The organism is Candidatus Poriferisocius sp. (assembly GCF_965208475.1).
Taxonomy (GTDB): domain Bacteria; phylum Actinomycetota; class Acidimicrobiia; order Acidimicrobiales; family Bin134; genus Poriferisocius.
Map to the genome: position 1 here is coordinate 2,285,442 of NZ_OZ242338.1, position 26,350 is coordinate 2,311,791.

General features: G+C 65.3%; 22 protein-coding genes and 3 pseudogenes. 6 read left to right on the forward strand and 19 right to left on the reverse strand.

The genetic code is table 11. From position 1 onward, the window contains the following. Positions 1-45: 45 nt before the first annotated feature. Positions 46-891: an acyl-CoA thioesterase gene (locus ACOGXA_RS10735; RefSeq protein ID WP_419923868.1), complete on the forward strand. Its 846-nt coding sequence runs from the start codon at positions 46-48 to the stop codon at positions 889-891. Beyond that, complete coding sequence (locus ACOGXA_RS10740) at positions 888-2,222, forward strand: PQQ-dependent sugar dehydrogenase (protein ID WP_419923869.1); 1,335 nt, start codon at positions 888-890, stop codon at positions 2,220-2,222. The genes ACOGXA_RS10735 and ACOGXA_RS10740 overlap by 4 nt, the downstream gene beginning before the upstream one ends. Positions 2,223-2,225: 3 nt before the next feature. On the opposite strand, the gene ACOGXA_RS10745 is transcribed toward ACOGXA_RS10740, so the two are convergent. Then, on the reverse strand, positions 2,226-3,158 hold the full coding sequence (locus ACOGXA_RS10745; protein WP_419923870.1) for a cache domain-containing protein: 933 nt from the start codon (positions 3,156-3,158) through the stop codon (positions 2,226-2,228). A 6-nt stretch (positions 3,159-3,164) separates the two neighbouring features. Between ACOGXA_RS10745 and ACOGXA_RS10750 the strand changes: the two genes are divergently transcribed. The 4 genes and pseudogenes from ACOGXA_RS10750 (at position 3,165) to ACOGXA_RS10765 (ending at position 6,791) form a co-directional block, all read left to right on the forward strand. Then, positions 3,165-4,835: a thiamine pyrophosphate-binding protein gene (locus tag ACOGXA_RS10750; RefSeq protein ID WP_419923871.1), complete on the forward strand. Its 1,671-nt coding sequence runs from the start codon at positions 3,165-3,167 to the stop codon at positions 4,833-4,835. A 157-nt stretch (positions 4,836-4,992) separates the two neighbouring features. Beyond that, positions 4,993-5,109, forward strand: a pseudogene (locus tag ACOGXA_RS10755) (transposase); the annotation flags it as partial. A gap of 36 nt (positions 5,110-5,145) precedes the next feature. After that, the gene (locus ACOGXA_RS10760) at positions 5,146-6,102 is read left to right on the forward strand and encodes a hypothetical protein (RefSeq protein WP_419927056.1); all 957 of its coding nucleotides are present in this window, start codon (positions 5,146-5,148) and stop codon (positions 6,100-6,102) included. Beyond that, complete coding sequence (locus ACOGXA_RS10765) at positions 6,099-6,791, forward strand: nucleotidyl transferase AbiEii/AbiGii toxin family protein (RefSeq protein ID WP_419923872.1); 693 nt, start codon at positions 6,099-6,101, stop codon at positions 6,789-6,791. Before ACOGXA_RS10760 ends, ACOGXA_RS10765 begins: the two co-directional genes overlap by 4 nt. 49 nt (positions 6,792-6,840) lie before the next feature. Here the strand turns inward: ACOGXA_RS10765 and ACOGXA_RS10770 are convergent, their stop codons facing one another. From ACOGXA_RS10770 to ACOGXA_RS10855, 18 genes and pseudogenes are all read right to left on the reverse strand, one after another. Then, positions 6,841-8,340, reverse strand: coding sequence for an NADH-quinone oxidoreductase subunit N (locus ACOGXA_RS10770; protein ID WP_419923873.1), 1,500 nt, complete (start codon positions 8,338-8,340; stop codon positions 6,841-6,843). Further along, positions 8,340-9,929 carry an NADH-quinone oxidoreductase subunit M gene (locus tag ACOGXA_RS10775; RefSeq protein WP_419926973.1) on the reverse strand — a complete coding sequence of 530 codons (1,590 nt, stop codon included), beginning with the start codon at positions 9,927-9,929 and terminating at the stop codon, positions 8,340-8,342. Before ACOGXA_RS10775 ends, ACOGXA_RS10770 begins: the two co-directional genes overlap by 1 nt. Before the next feature lie 61 nt (positions 9,930-9,990). Further along, positions 9,991-11,931 carry an NADH-quinone oxidoreductase subunit L gene (gene nuoL, locus ACOGXA_RS10780; protein WP_419923874.1) on the reverse strand — a complete coding sequence of 647 codons (1,941 nt, stop codon included), beginning with the start codon at positions 11,929-11,931 and terminating at the stop codon, positions 9,991-9,993. Positions 11,932-11,947: 16 nt separating this feature from the next. Continuing rightward, positions 11,948-12,250 (reverse strand): NADH-quinone oxidoreductase subunit NuoK, encoded by a 303-nt coding sequence (nuoK, locus tag ACOGXA_RS10785; RefSeq protein ID WP_419923875.1) that lies wholly within the window; start codon positions 12,248-12,250, stop codon positions 11,948-11,950. Then, complete coding sequence (locus ACOGXA_RS10790; protein WP_419923876.1) at positions 12,250-12,801, reverse strand: NADH-quinone oxidoreductase subunit J; 552 nt, start codon at positions 12,799-12,801, stop codon at positions 12,250-12,252. The genes nuoK and ACOGXA_RS10790 overlap by 1 nt, the downstream gene beginning before the upstream one ends. Further along, positions 12,801-13,463 (reverse strand): NADH-quinone oxidoreductase subunit NuoI, encoded by a 663-nt coding sequence (gene nuoI / locus ACOGXA_RS10795; protein ID WP_419923877.1) that lies wholly within the window; start codon positions 13,461-13,463, stop codon positions 12,801-12,803. Before nuoI ends, ACOGXA_RS10790 begins: the two co-directional genes overlap by 1 nt. Positions 13,464-13,524: 61 nt before the next feature. Further along, on the reverse strand, positions 13,525-14,742 hold the full coding sequence (nuoH, locus tag ACOGXA_RS10800) for an NADH-quinone oxidoreductase subunit NuoH (protein WP_419923878.1): 1,218 nt from the start codon (positions 14,740-14,742) through the stop codon (positions 13,525-13,527). After that, positions 14,739-17,282 (reverse strand): molybdopterin-dependent oxidoreductase, encoded by a 2,544-nt coding sequence (locus ACOGXA_RS10805; RefSeq protein WP_419923879.1) that lies wholly within the window; start codon positions 17,280-17,282, stop codon positions 14,739-14,741. Before ACOGXA_RS10805 ends, nuoH begins: the two co-directional genes overlap by 4 nt. Further along, positions 17,279-18,598: an NADH-quinone oxidoreductase subunit NuoF gene (gene nuoF, locus ACOGXA_RS10810; protein WP_419923880.1), complete on the reverse strand. Its 1,320-nt coding sequence runs from the start codon at positions 18,596-18,598 to the stop codon at positions 17,279-17,281. The genes ACOGXA_RS10805 and nuoF overlap by 4 nt, the downstream gene beginning before the upstream one ends. Beyond that, positions 18,595-19,215, reverse strand: coding sequence for an NADH-quinone oxidoreductase subunit NuoE (gene nuoE, locus ACOGXA_RS10815; RefSeq protein ID WP_419923881.1), 621 nt, complete (start codon positions 19,213-19,215; stop codon positions 18,595-18,597). The genes nuoF and nuoE overlap by 4 nt, the downstream gene beginning before the upstream one ends. A gap of 46 nt (positions 19,216-19,261) precedes the next feature. Further along, positions 19,262-20,551, reverse strand: a complete 1,290-nt coding sequence (locus tag ACOGXA_RS10820) for an NADH-quinone oxidoreductase subunit D (protein WP_419923882.1) — start codon at positions 20,549-20,551, stop codon at positions 19,262-19,264. A 54-nt stretch (positions 20,552-20,605) separates the two neighbouring features. Further along, on the reverse strand, positions 20,606-21,040 hold the full coding sequence (locus tag ACOGXA_RS10825) for an NADH-quinone oxidoreductase subunit C (RefSeq protein WP_419923883.1): 435 nt from the start codon (positions 21,038-21,040) through the stop codon (positions 20,606-20,608). Positions 21,041-21,096: 56 nt separating this feature from the next. Beyond that, positions 21,097-21,585 (reverse strand): annotated as a pseudogene (locus ACOGXA_RS10830) (NADH-quinone oxidoreductase subunit B); the annotation flags it as partial. Positions 21,586-21,814: 229 nt separating this feature from the next. Continuing rightward, positions 21,815-22,165 (reverse strand): annotated as a pseudogene (locus tag ACOGXA_RS10835) (NADH-quinone oxidoreductase subunit A); the annotation flags it as partial. A gap of 20 nt (positions 22,166-22,185) precedes the next feature. Beyond that, positions 22,186-23,337, reverse strand: coding sequence for a hypothetical protein (locus tag ACOGXA_RS10840; protein WP_419923884.1), 1,152 nt, complete (start codon positions 23,335-23,337; stop codon positions 22,186-22,188). A gap of 2 nt (positions 23,338-23,339) precedes the next feature. Continuing rightward, positions 23,340-24,671 (reverse strand): c-type cytochrome, encoded by a 1,332-nt coding sequence (locus ACOGXA_RS10845; RefSeq protein ID WP_419923885.1) that lies wholly within the window; start codon positions 24,669-24,671, stop codon positions 23,340-23,342. After that, positions 24,671-25,543, reverse strand: a complete 873-nt coding sequence (locus ACOGXA_RS10850; protein ID WP_419923886.1) for a Rieske 2Fe-2S domain-containing protein — start codon at positions 25,541-25,543, stop codon at positions 24,671-24,673. The genes ACOGXA_RS10845 and ACOGXA_RS10850 overlap by 1 nt, the downstream gene beginning before the upstream one ends. Before the next feature lie 10 nt (positions 25,544-25,553). Then, entirely contained in the window at positions 25,554-26,342 is a 789-nt protein-coding gene (locus ACOGXA_RS10855) for a menaquinol-cytochrome c reductase cytochrome b subunit (protein WP_419923887.1), read from the reverse strand. Positions 26,343-26,350: the final 8 nt, after the last annotated feature.

Here is a 26,350-nt window from a genome sequence, read left to right on the forward strand (position 1 = left end):
GGCGCTATAAGGGCTGCCTAACGCGGGGAGTAGGATCAGGCGGTCATGCAGGCAGAGGTAGACGGTCTCATCAAACTGCTGGATCTGGAACCCATCGAGAAGGACATCTTCCGCGGAGTCAGCCCCCAAGAAGACCGCCAACGGGTGTTCGGCGGCCAAGTGGCCGGACAAGCCCTGGTGGCCGCCACTCGCACGGTGGAAGACCGAACGGTCCACAGCCTTCAGGCCTACTTCATTCGGCCCGGCGACGTTTCCGCCCCCTTGTTGTACCTGGTGGAACGGGTGCGAGACGGTCGCTCCTTCACCACCCGGCGGGTGACCGCCATCCAGCACGGCCAGCCCATCTTCGCCATGTCGGCCTCGTTCCAGCGCCATGAAGAGGGTTTTGAGCATCAAACCGAGCTCCCAAGAGGAATCCCCGACCCTGAAGATCTGGAGCCGTTCGTATGGCCAGACTTTCCGGTAGACGACCAGGGCCGAATGATTCGCCCGATCGAACTTCGCTATGTATCGGGCTCGCCCGAGCAGCGGGGGCAGAGCCGAGAGCCTCGCTTGCAGGTGTGGTTGAGGGCCACCGGAACCCTGCCCGTCGACCCGGTGCTGCACACTTGCATGTTCACCTACGCCAGCGACATGACGGTGCTGGACACCGCCACCAAGGCCCTTCCAGTGCAGGGCAACGAGATCGACATCCAAGCGGCCAGCCTTGACCACGCCATGTGGTTCCACCGCCCGCTGCGCATGGACGACTGGATCTTCTTGGACCAGGTGTCGAACTCGGCCTCCAACGCCCGTGGTTTGGCTTGGGGCACGGCGTGGAACCGCACTGGCGAGTTGGTGGCCTCGGTGGTGCAGGAGGGCTTGATCCGGCCGCTGCGAAAGCAGCCATGAGCATTGTTGGGCGACTGCTGGCGGTGATCGCCGCGGTCTTCCTACTGGCCACTGCCTGCGGGGGCGACACAGGCGACGACGTACGCGTTCTCACGCCGTCAGGCACGGCGACGGCCTCAGGCAGTTCCACCTCCGGCTCGGACCCCGAACGCCCCACGCCCAACCCCACGACTCCCCCCACGCCCGCGGAGCGCGCCGATGTTGCTCCCACAGCCGAACCCATCCCCGAACAGAACGGGAATGACATCGACACCCAGCCCGAGCCGTCACTAGTGCTGACTCCGGTGGTGTCGTTGCCCGACCCCATAGCCCTGGTGGCCCGACCGGGTACTGGCAGCGGCAGGGGAGATCTATACGTGGCCACCCGGGCTGGAATGGTGTGGTTGCTCAGTGCTGACGACGACGAGCCTCCGGAAATGGTGCTGGACATCGGCGAGCTCACCACCATCACCAATTGTGAGGACGGGCTGCTGGGCGTTGCTTTCTCCCCCGACGGCTCGAGCCTCTACGTCCACTACACGGACCTGAGCGGCAGGAACCAGATCGTGGAGTACCCGATGAGCGGGCACCGTGTGCAGGGCGACCAAGGCCGGGTGGTCCTGAGCGTGGACCAGCCGTTCTGCAACCACAATGGTGGCCATATCGCCTTTGGACCCGACGGCTACCTGTGGCTTGGCTTCGGCGACGGAGGTGGGGCCAACGACCAGTTCGGCCACGGGCAGAATTTGGACAGCCTGTTGGCCACAATCGTCCGCATCGATCCTGAGCCCGACGACGAGGCCGACTACGCCGTTCCCGCCGGCAACCCGTTTGCCGCCGGAGGGGCGCGACCTGAGATCTGGGCCTACGGAGCCCGCAACCCGTGGCGGTTCTCATTCGACCGGACCACCGGCGACCTGTGGATCGCCGATGTGGGCCAGAACGACTGGGAGGAGATCCACGTTCTGCGGGCCGCCGACGGCTGGGCGCCGGGGGCCAACTTGGGCTGGCCGCTTTACGAGGGCAACGAGCGGTTCTCCGGTTCTGCCACCCCCGACGATCTGGTGTTCCCCGTCCACGTTTACGGCCACGACCTGGGCTGCTCGGTCACCGGCGGCCATGTGTACCGGGGCTCGGCCATTGCCCACTTGGCGGGTGCTTACGTGTTCGGCGACTACTGCGCCGGTCGCCTTTGGGCGCTGACCATTGACGACCAGGGAATGGACGCCCGAGTGGAGCTAGAAATCTCCGTCCCACAAGTAACGCTGGTCTCATTCGGCGAGGACGCCTCCGGCGAGATCTACGTGCTCAGCTTCGACGACACCGTGTACCGCCTGGAGCTTGCCTCCTAGCCGCTAGCCGGATTCGTACCAGCCGGAGGCGATCAAGATGTCGTCTCGCTTCAAGATCCAGGTGTGCTTGGTTTCCTGGTTGCCGCTTTGGGGGTTGAGATAGATGTATTCCACCCACTTGCCCGTCTCGGTGGCGGTAACCATCTCATCGGCGGCCAACCGGCCCTCAGGGGTGGCGCCGAGAATCTCGATGAGGGTCATACCCACGTTCTCGGGGACGGTGGGATGGGCCAGCACCACCCCGTCGAGGTCGACGACGAACCCATACCACTGGCCGTCCACGCTGGGGGGATCAGTGCTGTCGGGGGAATTCAAATGGTCGATCAGGGCACCGCGCCCGTTGCTCTCATAGAACCACACCGCGTCTTCGACGAATGTGCGGGTGTACGAGCCGGGTTCGGCTTTGGTGGGACGGGGGATGGGATAGGAGTCCTCGTACCAGCCTGATACGAAAACCAAGTCGTCTCGGCGGATAGCCCAGGCGTGCTTGGTGCCGCCGGTGTCGGTTTGCGGGTTGTAGAACACGTAGTCCACCCAGTGGCCCGACTCGGGCGCAGCCTTCAACAGCGGGCCGTAGACGTGGCCGGTTATGTCCACATTGTCGCCCGAGTTGGTACCTACCCGGGAGGGAATGGTGGCGTGGGCCGCAAGAACGCCCGTGTCGGCATCCATGATGAACAGATACCACTGGTCGTCGGCGCCGGCCTCGTTGTTGTAGTAGTCGATGGTGGCTTGCCGGCCGATCTCCTCGTACCGATCCAATGCCTGCTGCACATACCACTTGGTGTATGCGTCCGGCTCGGTCTTGGGGGGCGGTGCTGTTGTGCCATCGTCATCGCTGCCGCACGCCGCGGCCGCCTGGCCTAACAACAGCAACAACGCCACTACAGCGATGATCGCCCGACTCCGGCGAGTAACCACACTATGAGCCATCATGTTCTTATGAGAATGAGCGGGGGCGAGGCCTTAGTCAAATCGCTGGTGGGCGAGGGCGTCGAGGTTGTGTTCGGTATCCCCGGCATCCAGCTCTATGGGATTGTGGCCGCCTTGCGAGACGAGCCCGGCATCGAGATGGTTACCACCCGTCACGAACAGGCCGCCACCTACATGGCCTACGGATACGCCCGAGCGTCGGGCAAACCCGGTGTGGCCTTGGTGGTTCCCGGTGTGGGCATCTACAACGCGGCGGCGGGGTTGGCCACCGCCTATGCCCGCTCGTGCCCGGTGCTTCTGATTGCGGGGCAGATTCCCCGAGGCCAGATGGGAAAGAACCTCGGCGGCGTCCACGAGATCGAAGACCAGATCGACATCGTGCGCCCCATCACCAAATGGCGACAGCAAGCCCTCACACCGCAAGCGATGCCGGGGGCCGTCACCGAGGCGTTCCGACAGATGCGAACTGGTCGTCCCCGCCCGGTTTATATCGAAGTCCCTCCCGATGCCGGGGTGGAGCGAGACGACGTCGAATTGCGGGGGCCTGCTCCCATCTCACGAATCATGCCCAGCTCTGAACAGTTGGAAGAAGCGGCTTCTGCCATCGCGCAATCCCGTTTACCGGTGATAGTCGCCGGTGGCGGAATAGGCCTATCCGGCGCCGAGCAAGCACTCCTGGAGTTGGTCGAAGCCTCAAACATCCCGGTGGTGACGTCGGGGGGCGGCAAAGGGGCCATTCCCGACAGCCATCGGTTGTGCTACGGCTCATGCGTCAGCCCCGGCGGTGAGCGCCACGAGATGAACCAGTTGCTCGACGTGATGAAATCCGCCGACGTGGTGATCGGCATCGGGACACGCTTTTCTCTGGGCAACCCCGCCGGGGAAGCGTCCACCCTGGTGAACATCAACATCGACGACTTCGACCTCAACCGGATTCAAGCCAACACCATTCCCCTGCACGGCGACGCCAGGGCGACCATCGGAGCTTTGCTGCCGCTGCTAGTTGATGCCGGATGCAAAGATCGTTCGTCGCCCGCGGACGCCGTGGCCGCGGCCCGCCGGCTGATTTCTTACTACGACATCAGAGACAAGGAGCCGCAGTACCCCATCTTGGAGGCACTGCAACGGGGCACTCCCGATGACGCATTCACCGTGTGGGACGTCACCCAGTTCGGCTTCTACGCCCGTACCCACTGGCAGGTGAACCACCCGAACACCTATATCGACTCCGGGTACTCGTTCAACCTGGGCTACGCCTTCCCGACCGCACTGGGAGCAAAGATGGCCCAACCGGATCGCCCGGCAGTGTGCGTCACCGGCGACGGCAGCTTCATGTTCAACTCCTCTGAGCTGTCGACCGCGCTCAAGTACGGAATCAACGTGGTCACCGTGGTCTTCAGAGACGACGCCTACGGCAACGTGGCGCGCGACCTCGACGACTTCTTTGCCGGCACTTACGGCACCGACTTGGCCAACCCCGATTTCGTTAAGTTCGCCCAGTCGTTCGGCGCCATCGCCATGAGGGCCAACGACCCCCTAGACCTCGAAACCATTATCCCCACCGCGCTCGAACAGCAAGCACCCGTCATCATCGACGTCCCCATCGCCCACATCCCACTGACCCGCCCCAAGCAGATCGAGCATGTGCCCAAACTGCCCTGGGCCCATCCCCAAGATTGATTGATCTCGCCCGCCAAGATATTTGGTGACATGATCTTCAGTTTGCGGCGCAAACGTGTCGCTGCGCGGGGGTAGGGTGAGCGTCGTGGCGGCTGTCTCGTTGCGTTATCCCAGTGCGGTTCCGACCGAGGAGGTGTGCCGCCACTTTGGGGACGAGATGGCAGCCATTTCCTTTTTCGAGGGGGCCAGGTGGCCGGGAGGTCCGGCTTGTCCCCGTTGTGGGGTTGAGGCCAAGACCCGGTTGCCTGACGCCTCGGGCAGGAGGTGGTGTGGTGGGTGCCGTCGGCGCTACAGCGTTCGCACTGGGACCATGCTGGCCAAAGGGCATGCCCCGCTGTGGACGTGGGCCATGGGCGTGGCCCTTACGGCCAACGGCCCGTTTGCCGTCAGACCTGGTGCGCTGAGCCAGGTTGGCGGGATTCCACCGGGAGCGGCCGCGGCGGTGGCCGATGGGATTCGCTCAGTGTGTGGAAGCCGGGTAAGCCCCTATGACCGGCCCGAGCAGCTTGCCGCCAAGATCACGGAAGCCCTGGGCGATAACAGAACAGCGAGTCGAGGCGAATCCCACCGAGAGCCGTTGAGCTGGATCGACGGGTTGTCCGATCATCGGGCTGTGGTTCCCGATGGCGTCGACCGGTGGCTGACTCCGCCAACTCCGCCTGAGCAGTTGGCGGTGGAGTTGGCCCCCCACCCCCGCCCGGAAATCACCGAGTGCGAGGTGCTGGTGCTGACCGTGTTGCGCTCCTATCTGGGCGGGGCCGACTCGGCCACGGTGGCCAACGCCGCAGGGATCACCCGCCGCAGCGTTCAACGGGTGCTGCGCGGCTTGGAAGCAGACGGGTACGTCGCCTCTGATGTCGCCGAGGTGCCCTGGAAGCACCGAACTCGGCGCATCTTGAGATGGAGGCTGGTGCTGTGTGGTCTCACCGGTGATCTGCTCCCCTATCTGCCGCTGATGCGTTGGCGCCGACGGGCACCGTGCCCAGAGACGCTGCCGGCCGACTTCTGGCACCTGTTCTGGTCTGGTCCCGATCCTGTCGACATCCGGCTGCCCCGCGACGCGCTGGTGGTGGCCAATCGCCTGCTGAACGGGCGACTGCTGGACTTCGATGCCCGACGCTGGGCCCTGCGGTGCTTGCCGCTAGATGCCCTAGTGGCCCAAACCGGAATACCGGGATGCCCCGAGAGCGTGGAGATGTATGTCGCTGAGCTAGTCGCGCAGGAATCAGGCAACACTCGTCCCCAGGAAGCGGTCGAAGCCAGATGAACCAGATTGACCAGTGGCAGGAGGTGATCGGCCACCGCCAGCGAACCGTGTGGCCCAAAGCGGCCAAAGCCGCTATTGCCTGCCAAGGCGTGCTAGTCGGGGGCACCGCGGTCACCGTCCACCTGAAGCACCGGATCAGCGAGGACATCGACATCTTGGCCCCCAGCCCGCTTGACGCCACCGGGGTGAGATCGCTGTTGGAATCTGAAGCCGAGGTGTCCTTCGCCGTGATCGGCCTCAGCTCCCACGAGGTTCACGCCCTAGTAGACGGGGTGAGCGTTCACGTATTCGAAGATCCCAATGCCGACTCCCGCACCGAAGACGTCGCGACCTTGCAGGAGGGCCCAACAATCGACGCAATGCCGGTAGCGTCGCTGGAGGACTTGCTGGCCCTCAAGCTGGATCTGATCCGCTGGCGAAGCACGCTGCGCGACCTGATCGACCTCGCCGCCATCGACCAGCTCAGCAGTCACCCCCTCGAAGACGGCCTGGCCTACTGGCAGCAGAAGTTCGGGTTGCAGTGGGACAACGCAGCCTTGGATCAGATGGTGTTCAGGCTGAGATTCCCATCGGCAAGAGACGCCGACCCGCTGTTCGACGACTCCCGTGACCAAGTCGTCTCCTACCTGAAATCCCGAGCCCTCCAAGTAGAAGAGTCCCTGAAGCAAAGACGTTCCGCTATTGAGTAATTCTAATCAGTAGCGTAATCACCCTGGTTATACCGGCTGTGGCTCGGGGTTAGTGGGCGTAGATCCTTAGGTTAAGCCAGGCGTCGTCGGCGAGGTTTAGGAGGGGTTCGGGGTAGATGCCGAATGCGAGGGTGAATATCACCACGATGGTGATGGCTAGAGCGGGGCCTCTTGGGATGTGCAGGCGGGGGGCGTCGGGGTCGGGGGCGTCTAGGAACATGGCCACCACGATCCGCAGGTACAAGAAGGCGGCTACCACTGCGGCCAGCATGGCGATGACCGCCAGCCAGAAGGAGCGGGCGTCCACCGCCGCGGAGATCACCTCGAACTTGGCCCAGAATCCGATGGTGAACGGAATGCCGGCCTGCGACAGCAAAAGCACGGTGAAGGCTGCGGCCAGCAGCGGGCGGCGGGCGGCGAGGCCCCGCAAGTTGTCGATGCCGGTGCCCTCGTCGCCGGGGCCGCTCACCACGGTGACCACCGCAAAGCTGCCTATGGCCATGGCGGCGTAGGCGGCCAGGTAGAACAGCACGCTGGCCACGCCGTCGTGGCTGGCGGCCTGCACGCCGACGAGGATGAACCCGGCATGGCTTATCGACGAATAGGCCAGGATGCGCTTGACGTCGGTCTGGACGATGGCCATCAGCGAGCCAACCGCCAGGCTGGCGATGGCCAAGCCGAACAGCACCGGCTGCCAGTCGTCGGCAACTTCCCCGAAACCAGCCACGAACACCCGAGTCAAGGCGGCGAACCCAGCGGCCTTCACCCCGGCGGCCATGTAGGAAACCACCGGCGAGGGTGCCCCCTGATAAACGTCTGGGGTCCAAGCGTGGAACGGCACGGCAGCCACCTTGAACCCGAACCCCACCAGCAGCATGGCCAGCCCGGCCAGCAGCAGCCCGTCGTCAGTCAGCTGGTTGCCGGCCAAGAACTCCCCGATGTCGGCCAGATTGAGCGATCCGGTGGCCCCGTACACCAGCGCGATGCCATAGAGCAGAAAAGCCGACGCGAACGCCCCCAAAACGAAGTACTTGATGCCTGCTTCCTGCGACTCATTTCGGCGAAGGTGCATCGCCACCAGCACGTATACCGCCAGCGAGAGGATCTCTAGGCCAAGGAACAGAACGATCAGGTTGTTGGCCGAAGCCATGGTCATGCCGCCGGCGGCCGACAGCATGAGCAGCACATAAAAGGCCGGGCCGTCCAGGTGTTCCCGATGCAAGAAGCCCTCGGCCACCAACGTGGTCAGCACCACCGTGCCGGCCAGCAGCACGATCACAAACACTGAGAACTTGTCCACCGAGATTGCCTCGGCCACCGCTAAGGACGCCCCCTTTTCGTCCACTTGCAACCACACCGGCACCGCGGTGGCGAAGACGGCCAACCCAGCAGCCACCGTCCAAGCCGATGCAAACCAAGCCGGCAACAGGCGGCCGGCCACAGACACGATGGTCAGCAGCAGCACCGCGGCCCCGGCCATCACCAGATGAGGGGTGAGCGCCAGCCACTGGATGTCGGGGATGTCTGCTTGGGCGAGCACCGAGAGCATCAGTGGCCCTCCCCTTCGTCGCTGCCGTAACCATCCATGAGGGAGCGGAGCTCGTCGAAGCTGCCCTCGGGCCGGTCACCCACGGTGGGCGACTCGAAGTCCTCGACCGCCTCCATGTGCTCGATGAGCGCATTGACGGCGGGCTCCATCCGCTCGATCACCGGCTTGGGGTACACCCCCAAGAACACGATGAGCCCCACCAGCGGCAGCATCACCAGCTTTTCCTGCCAATTAAGATCGGGCATCGACCGGCTGGCGTCGTCCGGTGTGCCGTGGAACACCCGCTGGTAGGCCCACAGCAGATAGAGCGCGGCCAGGATGACCCCAGCGGCGGCCACCACCGCCCACCAGCGGTGGGCCACGAAGGCACCGGCCAAGATCAAGAATTCGCCCACGAAGCCGTTGAGGCCGGGCAGGCCCACCGACGACAGCATCACCACGGTGAACACCGCGGCCAGCACCGGGGCCGCCTTTTGGAGGCCGATCATCTCGGAGATCTGGCGAGTGTGGCGGCGCTCATAGATGAACCCCACCAACAAGAACAGCGCCCCGGTGGACAATCCGTGGTTGACCATCTGAAGCAGTCCGCCCTCGATGCCCTCGGTGTTGATGGAGAAGATGCCCAACACGATGAAGCCCAGGTGGGCCACCGAGGAATAGGCCACCAGGCGCTTCAGGTCGCGCTGCATGGTGGCCACCACCGCGCCGTACAAGATGCCGATCACCCCCAGGGTGAACAGCAGCGGGGCGAAGTAGCGGGATGCCTCGGGAAACAGGTACAGGCCGAAGCGGACCAGCCCGTAAGTGCCCAGCTTGAGCATCACCCCGGCCAATATCACCGACCCGGCGGTGGGGGCCTCGGTGTGGGCGTCGGGCAGCCAGGTGTGTACCGGGAACATCGGTACTTTCACCGCGAAGGCCAGGGCGAACGACAGGAAGATCCAGCGGGCGGTGATGGTGGGCAGGGCGCCGGCGTCCTCAGCCAACTCCAGCAGGTTGAACGTCACGGCCTCGCCGGTCTCTCGGGCGGTGAGCAGCGCCAGAGCAAGCATCCCCACCAGCATGAGGGCCGAGCCCAGCATGGTGAACAAGAAGAACTTGGTGGCCGCGTACTTGCGGTTCTCGTGGCCCCACGAGCCGATGAGGAAGTACATGGGGATCAGCACGACCTCGAAGAACAAGAAGAACAGCACCAAATCGAGCGACAGGAACACCCCGAGGCAGCCGGTTTCCAGCACCAGCAGCCAGATGTAATACGCCTTGGCGTCGTGGGGCGGATCGCAGGCCACTATGGCGAGGGGGAACAGCACCCCGGTGAGCACCACCAAGAACAGCGAGATGCCGTCCACCCCGACGTGCCAAGAGATGCCGGCCGAGCCCACCCACTCGGTGAGCTGGGTGAACTGGAAATCGCCGTCGTTCTTGTCGAAGGCGGCCATCAGCCACAGGGTGAGGGCGCCGGTGGCCGCCGAGGTGGCTACCGCCACCGGCTTGAGCACCGTCGAGCGAGAGGGGGCTATGAGCGCAATGGCCACCGCGCCCACCAAGGGCAGGAAGATGATGACCGGCAGTACCATCGAGCCGTCCATTACTGCCACGTCCCCAAGAGAGCTCTGGCCGACAACGCCACAGGGATTGCCATAGCAGGCATCAGAACCCTGCCCTCGTGATGAACCACACCAACAGGGCCACCGCGCCCACCGCGATACCCAGGGCATAACTGCGGACCAGGCCGGTTTGCGACGCCCTCAGCTTGGTGCCGGTGCGGCGGATCAGGGTTCCGGTGGCGTTTACCGCGCCGTCCACCACCTGCTCATCGAATTGGGTGGTGCGCTCGAAGGCCCGGCGACCGGGGCCGCCCATGAAGTGGGCGACGATCTCGTCGACACGCCAGGCCCGAGCCAAGAAGGGGTGCTCGATCCGGGCCGGGTCGATCCGGCGGCGGATGTACACCGCGGCCCCGGCCGACACCCCGCCCAAGCTGCCGATGATGGCCACAATGGCCAGCACCCACTGGGTGCCACCGCCAAATGAGAGATGGCCCTCGCTGCCGAACAGGGACGGCTTCAACCAGTTGCCCAGGAAATGGACATCAGAGGTGAACGGCAGATTCAATACCCCGGCCACAATGGCCAGGCCAGCCAGCAACACCAGCGGAACGGTCATGGTCCAGGGCGACTCGTGGGGGTGGCGGTGGGGCAGGGCATGCTCGGCCTCTTCGCCAGCCTCAGCCTTGACTTCTTCATCCGTCCAGCGGGGCGGGCCGAAGAAGGTCATGAGCACCAGCCGGGTCATGTAGAAGGCGGTGAGGATGGCGGTGATCAGCAGCAGCAGCCACAGAACCTTGTTCTCGCCGTAGGCATAGGCCAGGATCTCGTCCTTCGACCAGAAGCCGGAGAACGGCGGCACCCCGGCGATGGCCAGCCAGCCGGCCACGAAGGTCATCGAGGTGATGGGCAGCAGCCGGGCGAGGCCGCCGTAGCGGCGAATGTCCTGGTCGCCGTCCATGCCGTGGATCACCGACCCGGCTCCCAAGAACAGCAGGGCCTTGAAGAAGGCGTGGGTGACCATGTGGAAGATGGCGGCCACATAGGCCCCCGAGCCCACGGCCACGAACATGAACCCGAGCTGGCTCACGGTGGAGTAGGCCAGCACTTTTTTGATGTCGTTTTGGGCCACCGCGATGGTGGCGGCCATAAGCGCGGTGCCCAGGCCCACCCACATGATGAGGTCGGGCACCCAGCCGTGGGCCTCGGCGATGACCGGGCTCATCCGGGTGAGCAGATAAACCCCGGCGGTGACCATGGTGGCGGCGTGGATGAGGGCCGACACCGGCGTGGGGCCGGCCATGGCGTCGGGCAGCCAGATGTGCAGGGGGAACTGGGCCGACTTGCCCGCCGCGCCCACCAGCAGCAGCACGACAATGGCCGACGCGGTACCAGCGGCCACCCCGTCTTGTTCGAGGTCGAAGAAGATCTCCCCGTACTGGAGCGACCCGAAGGTCAAAAACGCCAGGAACATGGCCACCAGAAAGCCCCAGTCGCCCACCCGGTTGGTGACGAACGCCTTCTTGCCCGCCGAGGCGTTGGCCTCGTCGGTGAACCAGAACGAGATCAGCAGATACGAGCAGGCTCCCACTCCCTCCCAGCCCAAGAAGGTGAGCAGCATGTTGTCGCCCAGCACCAGCATGAGCATGGAGAAGGCGAACAGGTTTAGGTAGATGAAGAACTTGGAGAAGCCCTCGTCGCCGTGCATGTAGCCGATGGAATAGAGGTGGATGAGGGCCCCCACCCCGGTCACGAACAGGGCCATGGTGACCGACAGCGGGTCGGCCAGAAAGCCGATGTCCACCGCCAGCTTGCCCGCGGGCACCCACTCGAACAGGGTGAACACCGTCTCCCGCTCGTCGCCCTCATGGCCCAATAGCCCGACGAACACCAAGACCGTGGCGGTGAACGAGCCGCCCATCATGGCGGTGGCCAGCCAGCCGGCCCGAGGCTCGCCCAGGCGTCGGCCCAGCGCCATCAAGATCAGCACCCCGGCCAGCGGGAAGGCGGGGATCAGCCATACCAGATCGACGAGCGTGTTCATGAAGCCACTCCCGGCCTCATCCCTTCAGCGCCGACAAGTCGTCGGCGGTGGCCTGGGGGCGGCGGCGATTGATGGCCACCACAATGGCCAGCCCCACCACAACCTCGGCGGCCGCCACCACCAGCACGAAGAACACCGACACCTGCCCTCCGATGTCGTCCAGCTCACGACCGAAGGTGATGAAGGTGAGGTTGACCGCGTTGAGCATCAGCTCCACGCACATGAACATGATCAGCGGATTGCGCCGCACCAGCAGCCCGACCGCGCCGATGGTGAAAAGCCCGGCGGCCAGGATCAGATACCAGGAGGCGGTGACCATCAGTCGTCTCCTGTGGATTTCTGGGCTTCATCGCTGCGGCCCATGCGGCGGGACATGACCACCGCACCCACCACCGAGATGGTGAGCAGGGCGGCGGTGGCCTCAAAGGCGTAGACGTAATCGGTGAACAACACATCGGCGATCTGGCGCAAGTTGGAGGACTCATCGGTGATTTCTCCAGTCAACGCCTCTCGGCCCGGCAGGCCGATGTCGCTGGTCACCAAGAAGGCCACGGCCAGGCCGAAAGTCCCGGCGCCCACCACCGCAGCCAGAGCCCGTTGCCCGGTGATGGGCTCCACCGACAAATCTTCGAGCCGGTCGACGCCCAACAGCATGATCACGAACAAGAACAGCACCACGATGGCGCCGGCATAAACGATGATCTGCACCGCGGCCAAGAAGTGAGCCTCCAGGTTGAGGAACAGAACGGCCATGCCGAACAGGGTCCCCACCAGGCTCAACGCAGCGTGTACCGGGTTGCGGGCCAGGACCACGCCTAGCGCCCCGGCCAACACGATGACCGCGCACACAATGAAGACTGCGGTCTCCATCAGTGGTGGCCCCCCTGGTCGTCATGGTCATCGTCGGTAGCGTCGGCGTCGGCTGAATCCTCCTCCGACTGACCCCGCTCAGGAGAGCGGATGCCGTAACCCAGCTCTCCCGACCATGCCACCTGGCCCTCGTAGTCGGCCCGACCCGACGGGGATGTGGCCCTCACCCACGCCGAGGTATGCTCGTCATCGCCGGGCTTCCAGTCCTCCCAGGGGAGTTGCTGGGGCCGCCCGTCGTCGCCCACCACCAGCTCGTCTTTGGTGTAGATGGCGTCGGAGCGGTTGGTGAACGAGAACTCGAACAGCTTCGACTCGGTGATGGCCTCGGTAGGGCAGGCCTCCACGCACAGATCGCAGTGGATGCACCGCAGGTAGTTGATCTCGTAGACGTAGCCGTAGCGCTCACCGGGTGACACCGGATCGTCGGGCGGGTTGTCGGCACCCCGTACATAGATGCAACGGGCCGGACAGACTCCGGCGCACAGCTCGCAGCCGATGCACTTCTCCATGCCGTCCTCGTAGCGATTCAGCACATGACGGCCATGGAAGCGCTCGGGCTTGGGCCGCTTCTCGTCGGGGTATTGAGTGGTAACCACCCGACCCGTCTCGGTGCCCTTGAACATCTTGCGGAGCGTGACCGCAAACCCTTGGAGGTATCCCATTAGGCGAAGCCTCCTTGGAACATCTTGCAGATAGTGACTGCGAACCCCTGGAAGTAACCCATCAGGCGAAGCCCCCTTGGGGATCGAGCTCTCGCCGTTGTCGGGCGCTGCGCAGGGCCAGGGCCAACAGCCCGGCCAAGGCGGCCATGATGGCCACGACCACCAGCATGGTGGCGAATCGGTTCCATCCCCGGTCGCCGGCCACGTCATAGGAGGCCAGCACCAAAAGCCACCCCAACGACAGCGGGATGAGCAGCTTCCAGCCCAAGTCCATGAGTTGGTCGTAGCGGAATCGGGGCAGCGTGGCCCGCAGCCACACGAAGGCGAACAGGAACAGCATCAGCTTGACGAAGAACCACAGAACGCCCGACAGCCAGCCCACGGTGGTGATGTCGGGGCCGTTGGGACCGCCCAGGAAAAGGGTCACCACGATGGCCGACATGGTGATCATGTTCATGAACTCGGCCAGAAAGAACAGGGCGAACCGGATGGAGCTGTACTCGGTGTGGAAGCCGCCGACCAGTTCCTGTTCGGCCTCCACCAAATCGAACGGGGGCCGGTTCAACTCAGCGGTGGCCGCGATCAAGAAGATGACCATGGGCACCACCCAGGTGACCCACAGGTTCCAGTTCCACACCGATTGCTCAGACACGATCTGATGGGTGGACAGGCTGCCCGACTTCAACAGCACCGCAGCCAGCGACAACCCCAGCGCAGCCTCATAGGACACCATCTGGGCCGAGGCCCGCACCGACGCCAGCAGCGGATACTTGGAGCCCGACGACCAGCCGGCCAGCATGACCCCGTAGACCGCTACCGACGACATGGCCAGCACCAGCAGGATCCCCACCGGCGGGTCGGACACTTGGAGGAAGGTCTCGTGGCCGAACAAGCTGACCTGGCCGTTGCCGCCGCTGAAGTTGCCCCCCACGGGGACCACCGCGAACACCAAGAAGGCGGGCACCAGCGACAGGTAAGGGGCCAGCTTGAACACGAACCGATCGGATTGCTCGGGAATCAGGTCTTCCTTGAAGAACAGCTTGATGCCGTCGGCCAGTGTCTGGAAGATGCCGAACGGCCCGGCCAGGTTGGGCCCGATGCGGTTCTGCATGTCGCTGATGACCTTGCGCTCAAACCAGATCATCAACATGACGGCCACCAGCAGCAAGGCAAAGGCCACCCCCACCTTGAGCAAAGTGATGAGCACCTCGGCCAGGCCCACCCCGCCGGTGTACAGCGGATCGAGGCCGAGAACACTCGGACCGAGAACCGCGGTCATCCGGTTTGGATCCTCAGGTCGGTGACCACAGCGTCGGGGTCGATCAGATCTCGCACGTCCAAGTCGGGGTGATTGAACCCAAACGCCGCTGTGCCCCGAGGCACGCCGGGGTCAGCGACCACCGGCACGCTCATTTCGCCCACATGGGAAATGACCTGCACCTCGGCGCCGGGATCAACCCCGGCTCGCTGGAAATCAGACGGGTTCAGGCCGAGCACCGCGTCGGGAGCCAGCCCGCTCAGCGAGGGGGAGTGCTGGACGAGCGTCCCTCGGTCGTACATCCGCCGTGATGACACCAGGCGCAGACTGTAGGAGTCGACGTTGGGTACCGGAACGACTGCTTCGGGCGGGGAGTACACGATTGATGTGCCTCCAACCACCACGCCGTCGGTCTCGTGATCGATGGCCTCCAAGGAGAGGTCTTGGTGCGATGGCGCCAACCGGATGATCTCGTCCCACACATCCTCGGGGCCGGCGAAACCGAAGTCGGCGCCCAACCGCCGGGCGAGCTCAGAAGCGATGGCCCAATCGGCCCGCGCCGTACCCGGTGAGGTGACGACCTGGCGCTCCCGCGTGATTCGACCCTCCATGTTGGTGTGAGTACCCCGGCGCTCGCCGAACCCGGCCGAGGGAAACACGATGTCGGCCCGGGCCGCAGAGGGGTGCAGAAACAGGTCGGAGGCAATGACCGTGCCCACGCTGTCCAGGGCGGACTCGGCCGCTTTGCGGTCGGGGAAGTCGCCCAGAGGATCGGCGCCCAGCAAGATCAGCACGTCGATGCTTCCATCGGCAGCCGCTCTCAGGATCCCCCGGGCGTCAGCGCCGGAAGATGCGGGTACCGAACCCCACGTTTCGGCCAGGGCGGTGCCGCCGTCGCCCAGGGCTACCCGGCCGGGCAGCAGACCAGGGGCCAAGCCCATGTCCAGGGCGCCCAGCACGTTGCCCCGGTGCAGTGCGGGCAAAAAGGCAATGCCCGGTCGGCTGCCGGCGGCCAGCAGCTTGGCCAGCCTCATGAACTCGGCCGCGGCCTCCACCGTGGGGCCGGCCGCCTCGGCCAGAGAGGTGCGGCCCAGGATCACGGTGATCGGCCGGTCGGTCCGGTCGGCCAGCGCAGCCGCGGCCGCGCCAAGAAACTCGGCCGAAACCCCGCCGGCCTCACCGACGGGTCCGGCGTCGATGTCGCCGCCCACCAGGGCAGCGGCAACGGCGGCGACCTCGCCAGGGCGGTGGTGCAGGCGGTGGGCGGCCAGATGGCTCAACCCTGTCGCCCGGGGGGTGAGCTCGATGAGCTGCACGCCGTCGTTGACCACGGCGTGACGGAGCCTCAGATATAGAGTGCCCTGCTCTTCTTTGGGATCAGGGGCCATCAGGATCACGGTGCCGCCCGGAGTGCAAGCCCGATTGATGGTGGCCCGGGGCAGGCCGAGCACCACACCGCCAGGCAGACCGTCGTCGAGTTGGGCGTCGACGTTGTCGGTGCCGACAACCCCTTTGGCCAACCGAGCCCAAGCGTACTGATCCTCGTTGGTCAGGCGGGCCCCGCCCAAAACGGCCACCGATTGGGGCCCCTTGTTCTCTACTGCGGCCCGGATGGCGTCGGCGGCCTGGTCGAGGGCCTGGTGCCAGGAGGTCTCAACCAGCTCGCTGCCATCGGGGTCGGGCCGTCCCAGCGGAGTGCCCCGCACCAGCGGCGACCGCAGCCGCAGTTCGCTGGCAAGGGCTTCGAACGCGAAGCGATCCTTATCGGTGAGCCATCCCCAGTTGACCGCGTCGCTGTCCACTCCCTGGTAGCGCAGCACCTGGTCGCGGGAGGCCTGTACCACCACCCGGTCACCCATCGGGTTGGGGTAGGTGGACTCTGCCTCGGTGAGGTCCCAGGGACGGGCTTTGAACCGATAGGGCACCGCGGTGAGGGCCCCCACCGGGCAGATCTGCACGGTGTTGCCGCTGAAATAGGAGGAGAAGGGCAGGTCGGGGAAGGTGTTCACCTGGGTTTGGTCGCCCCGGTCTTGGAAGGTGATGAGCGGGTCGCCAGCCACATCGTCGGCGAAGCGGGTGCAGCGGTCGCACAGAATGCAGCGCTCTCGGTCCAGATACACCAGATCGTTCACCGGAATGGGCTTTTCGAAGTGGCGCTTCTCCTCGACGAACCGGCTCTCCCCCGGCCCGTAGGCCATGGTCTGGTCTTGAAGGGGGCATTCCCCTCCCTTGTCGCACACCGGGCAGTCGAGCGGGTGGTTCAGCAGCAAGAACTCCAGCACCCCGTCTTGGGCTTTGCGGGTCTGCTCGGAGGTGGTGTCCACCACCATGCCCTCGCTGACCGCCACCATGCAGGAGGGTTGCAGAGCCGGGCCGCGCCCGGCGTCGATGTCCACGATGCACATGCGGCACATGCCCACCGATTCCATCCGGGGGTGGTAGCAGAAGTGGGGGATGTACACCCCGGCCCGCTCGGCGGCAGCGATGACCCACTCGCCGGGTTTGGCCTCCACCGGTTGGCCGTTGACGGTTATGTTCACCACGGCTTCGGACTCGCTCATGACGCGACCCCCGAAGCAGTGGAGACCGATACCGGGGTGGCGGGCAGGTAGGCCTCGAATTCGCCGCGGAACCGCTCCAGGGCCGAGGCGATGGGCGAGACGGCCGACGGCCCCAGCGGGCATATGGTGGTCTGGCGGGGCGGCCAATGAATGCCGGGGCTGATGTTGTCGCACACATCCATCAACAGATCCAAGTCTTGGGGGCGGCCCTGGCCGGCCAGGATGCGGCTGAGGATCTTCTCCAGCCAGGAGGTGCCCTCCCGACAGGGGGTGCATTTGCCACATGACTCTCGGGCGAAGAACCGCACCACGTTGTGGCAGGCCTTGACCACGTCGGTGGTCTCGTCCATCACCACGATGGCCCCCGAACCGAGCATGGAGCCGGCCTTGTCCACGGTGGCCTTCTCCAGGGGAATGTCGAGGTGCTCCTCGAAGAACCACGGGGCCGACGCCCCGCCGGGGATGAACGTCTTGAGGGTGCGGCCGGGGTGCAGGCCGCCGGCATAGCGGGGGTCGAAGATGATGTCGCGGAAGGTGGTGGTGCCAAAGGGCACCTCGAACACACCGGGGGTGACCACATGGCCGGACACCGCGAACACTCGGGTGCCGGTGGAACTGTCTGCCCCCATGGCCGCGAAGGCCGCCCCGCCGTTGGACACGATCCACGGCAGGTTGGCCAGGGTCTCCACGTTGTTGACGATGGTGGGCTTGCCGTAGAGGCCGATGGACGCCGGGAAGTAGGGCGGCTTCAGCCGAGGCATCCCCCGGTTGCCCTCCAGGCTCTCGATGAGGGCGGTCTCCTCCCCCACGATGTAGGCCCCGGCCCCCCAGTGGAGGGTGATGTCCACCGAGAAGTCGTCGGCGCCCAGCACGTTGCGGCCCACAAAGCCGGCCTCGTAGGCCTCGTTGAGCGCGGCGGCCAATCGTTCCTGGGCGTGGGCCATCTCGCCTCGCACATACAGGAAGCACTGGGATAGGCCGAGGGCATAACAGGCGATCAGGCAGCCCTCGATGAGCTGATGGGGGTCGCGCTCCATGAGGAGGCGATCCTTGTAGGTTCCGGGCTCGGACTCGTCGCCGTTCACCACCAGATAGCGGGGCCACACCCCCGGCGGGCAGAACCCCCATTTGACGCCGGCGGGGAAACCGGCCCCGCCCCGGCCCAGCAGGCTGGCGGTGCGAACCTCGCCGTGGACCTCGTCCGGCGCCATCTCCAGTGCCCGGCGCAACCCGGCATATCCACCGGTGCGCTGGTAGCCGGCCAGGGTGTGGCCGTCTTCGATGTCGAAGCGGGAGGTGATGATCCGCTCGGTCATGAGCGGTCTCCGGCATCGGAGGGGTTGCGGGCCAGCCACGCGGGTTCGCCCTGGCCGTCGGGCGGCGACACCCCGGCCCGGCGGGCGTCGCCGATGTGCTGGCGGACCTGGGCCAGTTTGCCGTGGGGCGCCACCCCGGCAGTGTCGGCCCGCAGTTCGCCCACCAACCGGTCAAAGTCCTCGGAAGTGACCCGGTTGCGGTAGCGGTAGTTGACCTGGAGGCAGGGGGCCTCGGTGCAAGCGGCAATGCACTCGACGGCTTCGAGGGTGATCTTTCCATCATCGGTGGTCCCGCCGGGCTTGACTCCCAGGGTGTCTTCAGCGTGGTGGATCAGATCGGACGCGCCCAACAGGTGACATGAGATGCCGTGGCAGATGTTGACCATGTAGTCGCCCACCGGCGCCCGCTTGAGCATCTCATAGAAGCTGCACGTACCCATCACCTCGGCGGGGGTGACACCGACCAGTTCGGCGATATGGGCCATGGCGTCCTCGGCAACATAGCCGTCCTGCTCTTGGGCCAAATGCAGTAGCGGGATCAGGGCCGACCTCCGAACCGGATAGCGGCCGATGATGTCTTGGGCAACCGACAGGTTGGCGGGGTTGAGGCGGGCCACTAGCGGTCCACCTCCCCTATGGGGTTGCAGCCGATCAGACCGAGCTTCATCGGTCCACCTCCCCCATGATGGGGTCGACCGAGGAGATGACGGCCACCGCGTCGGCCACCATGCCCCCCTGCATCAGATGGGGCAGGGTTTGCAGGTTCACGAAGCTGGGGCCGCGGATGTGCATGCGATAGGGCACCGCGGAGCCGTCCGACACCATGTAGCAGCCCAACTCCCCCCGAGGCGACTCCACCGCGGCGTACACCTCGCCCGCAGGCACCTTGAACCCCTCGGTGAAGATCTTGAAGTGGTGGATGAGGGCCTCCATCGACTCGTCGATGCGGGCCCGGGGCGGCGGGGTCACCTTCTTGTCCTGTACCCGGTAATCCCCCGACGGCATCTGGTCGAGTATCTGGGCCAGAATGCGAATGGACTCCCTGATTTCGTTGAGCCTGATGGCATAGCGGTCGAAGCAGTCGCCGTAGGTGCCCACCACCACGTCGAAGTCAACCTGGTCATACGCCAGATAGGGCATGTCCCGGCGCAGGTCCCAGACATAGCCGGTGGATCGCAGTATGGGCCCGGTCACCCCCAAGGCCAGGCACTCGGCGGTGTTTATGACGCCCACTCCCTGGAGCCGCTCCCGGTAAATGGGTTGGCCAGTGAGCAAGGTGTCGAACTCGTCGAGCCGAGCAGGGAGCGTATCGAGCAGGGTGAGCACGTCGTCGCGCCAGCCGTCGGGCAGGTCGGCAGCCACCCCTCCGGGTCGGATGTAGTTGTGGTTCATCCGCAGCCCGGTGATCGTCTCCAGCAGCCGAAGGGCCTCCTCTCGCTCCCTCCAGCCGTAGAGCATCATCGACACCGCCCCGATGTCCATCCCGTTGGTGGCCTGGAACAGCAGATGGGAGCTGATGCGGTTCAACTCGCACATCAGCATCCTGATCCAGATGGCCCGAGGGGGAAGCTCTAGTCCCAGCAGCGCCTCGGTGGCCATCGAGAAGGCCAATTCGCTGAACAGCGGGGAGGCGTAGTCCATGCGGGTTACGTTGGTGGGGCCCTGGAGGTAGGAGAGGGTCTCGGCGGTCTTCTCCATGCCGGTGTGGAGGTAGCCGATGACCGGCTTCGACCGCATCACCGTCTCCCCCTCCATCTCCAGCATGAGCCGCAGCACACCGTGGGTGCTGGGGTGCTGAGGCCCCATGTTCATAACCATGCTGGTGTCGCTGGTACCGGCCTCGGCCTCCAAGCGCTCTCCATCGTCCTCGCCGATGCGAAGCACCGCGCTGTTCTCCCGTCGGCAGACGGCCTCGGCGGTGGCGGTCTCTGCTGAGGTCTCCGCAGCGCTCATCGGCCGGCCTCGGAATGAGCGGGGAAATGACCCCTGCCAACGGTGATGGCCGGCTCATCGGGTGGCCTTGAACTGGACCGGTATTCGGCCGACCGAGAAGTCCTTCCGCAATGGGTGGCCTTCCCAGTCGGGGGGCATGAGGATGCGGGTGGGATCGGGGTGGCCCTCGAAGACGATGCCGAACATGTCGGCCACCTCCCGCTCCAGGGCCTCGGTTCCGGGGAAGAGGTCGAACAAGGTGGGCACCGTGGGGTCGTCGGCCGGTACCTGGACCCGGAGCCTGACCCGGCCGGGCGCGGCGTGGGAGATGAGGGTGACCACCAGTTCGAAGCGCTCGGGCGACACCTCAGACGGCAAGTCGTCGCGGCCAGGGTGTTCCAGGTAGTCCACCGCGGTCACATCCAGGGCCGACACGTAGCCGTCGTCTCGCAGGCCGCTCACCGTTTCGATTAGCTGCTCACGGGGCACGTGCAGCACCGAATCGCTCATGTGCGGATGACCACGCCAGTTGTGCTCTGGCCGTCTTGCTGGCTCACCGCGAGGTTGGCACCGGCACCGGTTTCATCTCGGCGACGGGTGATCTCGCCGCTGATGATCTTGTCGTGGAGGGTCAAGATGGCATGCATCAGGGTTTCCGGACCGGGCGGGCAGCCGGGGGCGTAGACGTCTACCGGCACGATCTGGTCTACGCCCTGCACGATGGCGTAGTTGTTGAACATGCCGCCGCTGGAGGCGCACACCCCCATCGAGATCACCCACTTGGGCTCCATCATCTGGTCGTAGATGCGCCGCAGGATGGGCGCCATCTTCTGGGAAACCCGGCCGGCCACGATCATCAGGTCGGCTTGGCGGGGAGAAGCCCGGAACACTTCCATGCCGTAGCGGGCCAAGTCGTAGTGGGCCCCGCCGGTGGCCATCATCTCGATGGCGCAACAGGCCAACCCGAATGTGGCCGGCCAACAACTCCGGGCCCGAGACCACTTCACCAACTCTTCGAGCTTGCCGGTCACAAAGTTGTGGTCAACCCCCTCCAGCCCGCGGTCGAGGATTGCTTCAGGGTCGCCCAGCAACGGCAGCTTCATGCTGCAACCCGCATTTCTCGTCGGACAAGGGCCCCTCCGTCTCGATGACACCATCCCCAGTTCGTCATGCCGCCTCCTCTGGGACTGCTCGACCTTCCAAGCCCACGCGGCGGATGGTGGTGTCGCTGGTGCGGCGAGCCGACACCTGGGGGTCGCGCCGCCAAATCGGGCGAGACGGCCCCCAATCGAGGGCGCCGTTGCCGATGAGGTACACGAACGACTCGAACACGGCCAGAGCGAACACACCCATGGCCACCAGGCCGAAAAGGCCCAGGCCCCGGTAGGACACTGCCCAGGGGTACAAGAAGATGATCTCAATGTCGAAGACGATGAAGATCATGGCGATGAGGAAGAACCGGACCCCGAACCGCTCCGGGGCGTCCGTGCTCTCGTCTACCCCGCACTCATAGGGGGCCAGCTTGGCTTTGGTGTGCCGGCGGGGGGCCAGCAGTCGGGAGGCACCGAAGCTCAAAGCGGCGAACAGGACGGCCAACACTCCAAGGGCGAAGATCGGCAGGTATTGGCCGGTCACTGCGATCTACCCCGGATCGATCATGGGGCCGCGCCCTCGCCCTCGCCCTCTAGGCGACGGCGGACTTCCAGGTCGCGGGTGTGGAGCATGAGCAGTGACACCAGGAACAACAGTCCAGAGCCGATGGCCACCAGAATACCGGGTAGGCGGAACCGGCCCAGGTTGCGGCGCAAGAGCACGGAGATGACCGGCTCGTCGGAGTCGATCTCAGCCGGGGGCGGGGCCTGGCCGGCCTTCGTCTCGTGGTACAGCGACCGCTGGACCTGCACCACCGTGTAGTTGGTGGGATGGCGGGGCATGGCGCTGGTGATGACTTTGTTGCTGACCCGCTCCCAAACCCCGTTGTTGAGCCGTTCAGGCTTGCCCCCCTTCTGGAAGGCATCCAGCACGACGAAGGTGTTGCTCTGCTCGTCGGTGGCGCCGAACCCCAAGTCGGCTTGGACGAGGTAGTCGCTGGCCGCGGTGACGGCCTCGCCGGCGGCCTGGGTGGTCTCCAAGTTCCAGTCGCCCAACTCCAGCCAGCCCCGGCGCTCGGCCTCATCGGTTAGCTCGGGGGCGATGCCCTTCAACTCGCTCAGGGTCAGGTCTTCGTTGCGGATGCGCTGCTCGCTGGCCAGGCGCTGCACCTCGGCCTCGATTTCATCGCCGGTGCTTATGCGGGGATCGTTGGGATCGTTGGCGGCCAATTCATCGTGGAAGGCGGTCACCTCGCCACGGATGGCACTGGCGTTGATGGAGTCCAGCTCAACTCGCTGACTGCTGTCGCCCAGGACGCGGACAATTTGGATGGCTTTGGGCAGGCAGTCCTGGTCGCCCAGCGTGGCGCAGGTCGCAGGGTTGGGCAGATTGTCGAGAATCTCCGGAGGCGGATTGGCCTCGTTGTCCGAAACCGACGGATTGCCGATGTGGATGGCCTGGACCTCCCAGGTGGGGCGGGCCCCTTGCAGACCTATGCCGTACAGGGCCCAGATGAGCGCCATCATCGCCGTCCAGCCGAATATGGCCGAAATGGCGATAAGGCTCCCCAGGCGGAAGCCGGTGTTGGTGGAGATGATGAGCCACACCGATCCCATGAGGATGGCCGAGCCCAACAGCACTGTCAGCAGGCCGCGAACCTCGTTGTCAAACGAGATGGCGGCCAACGGGCCTATAGAGGTGAGAACCGAGCCCATGCTCACAACCCCCGCTCGTAGGCCACGATGGCGGCGATCTGATCAGCGGTCAGCATCCCTGGTCGGTCGCTGCCGTCTTCCAGCATGCAGAACCCGAATAACGGGCTGCGCTCACCAGAGTCTCGATCGCCGACGCATACCCCAAAGGCCGGCATCTGGCCGCCACCGTCGCCCTGGCCGAAGTTGCCGTAGCCCACTCCCTCCTGCGCGCCGATGGTGACGAAGCCGGCATGGCCCTCCGCAGTGTCGAACTGGCGGAGGGTGGAACCGTTGGTGAGGTTGGGTCCGAAGGCCCCGCCGCCCGGGACGTACGCGGGTATCAAGCTCCCGAGCCGGGCAACTTCTTGGGCTTCTTGCTCAGTTCCCCGAGCCAGCACCACCGGTCCCTCACCGGGCTTTTCCTCCGGTCCGGTAAATCGCCACGAATCCCGGGGGGTGTGACAGCGGGCGCAGCCATAGACCCCGTTGTTGAATAACAGCTCGCCCTGCTCAGGGGGGTTCAGATTTCGTATGTACTGCTCGCTGGTCTCGCGGAGCTCTTGTTCCAGTGCGGCCACTTCTCGGGCGGCCGCTTCAGCCGCAGCTTCATCGGCCCCCGCGGCGCCCACCGCGGCATTGGCCTGCTCCAACCGGTCGCGCAGATCGGGGCGAGCGGCCAACACGTCGTCTCGCACTTGGAGGACGAGTCCGCCCAGCACCTCGCCTTGCACCTCTTCGGGGGAGAGCTGGATGCTCTGGATGTACTGGATGAGCTCGTCCACCTGCTGGGTGGTGAGGGGGCCGCCGCCGGGGGCGCCCCACGCCTGCATGGGGGTAGGAGGCCGCCCGTAGTTGAGGATATGGCGCACCTCTTCCTCGGAGAACCGATACAAAGCGGTGGTGAGCGCGGGGACCTCCCACTCGATGGCGGCAATGAAGTTGCCGGCGTCATCGGTAATCGACGTGGCGGTGGTGCCGCCCAATCCGCCGCCGCCATGGCAGCTTGCGCACCGTTCCTCGAACTGCTCGCCGCCCCGGCTGGTGAACTGGCCCCGGGAGAACTCCACGTAGCCTTGCTGCCGCCCCGGCTCGCCCAGCCAGTACAGGGGCAGGGCCACGCCGATGATCACCAGGGTGACCAGCCCGCTTACCAGGGCTAGATCCAGCTTTGAGGTCTCCAACTCATCATCGCTCAAATAGGGCTTGCGGTTGGGGGCCAGCTCCAGCTCTGAGCCCTTTTCGCCGCGCCCCGCCCACAGCACGTTGTAGATCAGGTAGATGGCAAACCCCACGATGGCCACGACCGCGATGGCCATGCCCAGATTGCGCTGGGTTGAGGCGGCAAGCAGGTGCATCAGTGCGATGCCCCCCCTAGACAGCTCGGCCCCTCAGGTTCCTGGCCGGTGGTGTTCACCCCGATGGGTGGGCCTTGGATAACGGTGCCGGTGCGGATGATGAACTCGCCCCTGGTGTTCACCGTCATGGCGAACCGGTCCATGCCCCGAGGCGCCGGTCCGCCCCGCTTCTCGCCCACCTGGTTGTAGCGAGAACCGTGGCAAGGGCACTCGAACCACTGCGAGGTCAAACACGACGGCACCCGACACCCCAGATGCGGGCACTTCTGGAACAGGGCGACAAGCCCCGATTCCATACCGGCCAGCTCCGGGTCGCTGTAGGTGGCTTGTGCCTTCTGCAAGGCCGCCGCCGGGTACTCGGTCACCCAGGCGCGGCCCTCGGGGAGATACAGGAAGCCGTTCTCGTCTCTGATGCGGGACTTCACGTCGTCGACCAGACCGGCGTTCACGTCGGCGCCGAAGCCGGTGACGAACGGCGGCCACAGAAAGGCCACGCAGGCCGCGCCGAAACCGCTGATGCTGAAGCCCATCATGGCCACCGTGCTGCGATTGAGGAATTGGCGGCGGCTTACCCCTACGGCCTCGGGATCGGGAGGAGTCCACTCCTCCACCGAGGCATCGGCCGCCTCCACCAACTCGGTACTGGCACTGCGGCGGGCCAGCACCGCGGCCCTCTCCACCTCTCGGCCAGTGGGGGCGTCGGGCACCCCAGCGGCGTCATCGACATCCACCCGGCCCCGGTCTCGTCGGCGGGTCTCCCGGGACAGGCGCCCTTCAGCCGCCATGGTCTCCCGGCGGCGGGACGCGCCTACCAGCACGATCACCGCGGCAACCACGATGATCGGTATGGCAATGGAGAGTGCGACGCCCATAGATCAGCCCTTATAGATCGAAGAAGAGGCCGACTTCCCACGGGAAGACGAAGTTGAAGCCAGGACCTCGGAAGAACGAGCCGATCAGAACCAGGATTGACCAGAACATCAGGTGGATGGTCATAAGCGAAATAGCGAACTTGCGATCCTCAGGCTTCTTGCTGGGGTTGCGGTCTACGTATGGCGCCAGGATCAGCAGGAACAGCGCAATGCCGGGGATGGTCACGCCGGCCACCATCGGGTGGAACATGGTCAGCAACTCTTGGAGGCCCAGGAAGTACCACGGGGCCTTGGACGGGTTGGGCGTCTCGTTGACGTTGGCCAGCTCCAGCAGCGGGGCGTTCACGAAGATCGAGAAGATCAGGGTGAAGGCGGTAAAGATCAGGGCGGCCACGAACTCCACCACCAGCAAGTGGGGCCAGACATGGACTTTGTCGGTGGGGGTGGCCTTGACATCTTGGATGGAGCCCGACTTGACCACCGTGAGCAGTCGCTGCGTGCCCCCGCCCGGACCGGTGGGCTCGGGCTGGGCCGGGCTGGCCGGCACCGGAGCGGTGCCCGCCGCGGCCGCCACCGCAGGGGCGGCGCCACCCGAGGCGGCTTGCTCGCGAGCCGACTTGGATCGGTCCAGCAGGTGATCGGGGATCTTGGCCCCACCCGGAGCCTCTTGGGCAGAGGCGTCGGAGGATTCCGGTCCAGAGGATTCAGGCGCGTCCGCTCCGCCGCCGCCCTTTTGGGCCTCGGCGCGCTCACGGGCCTCTTGGGCTCGCTTCAGGAGGTGTTCGGGGACTTCAGCCATGGGCTTTC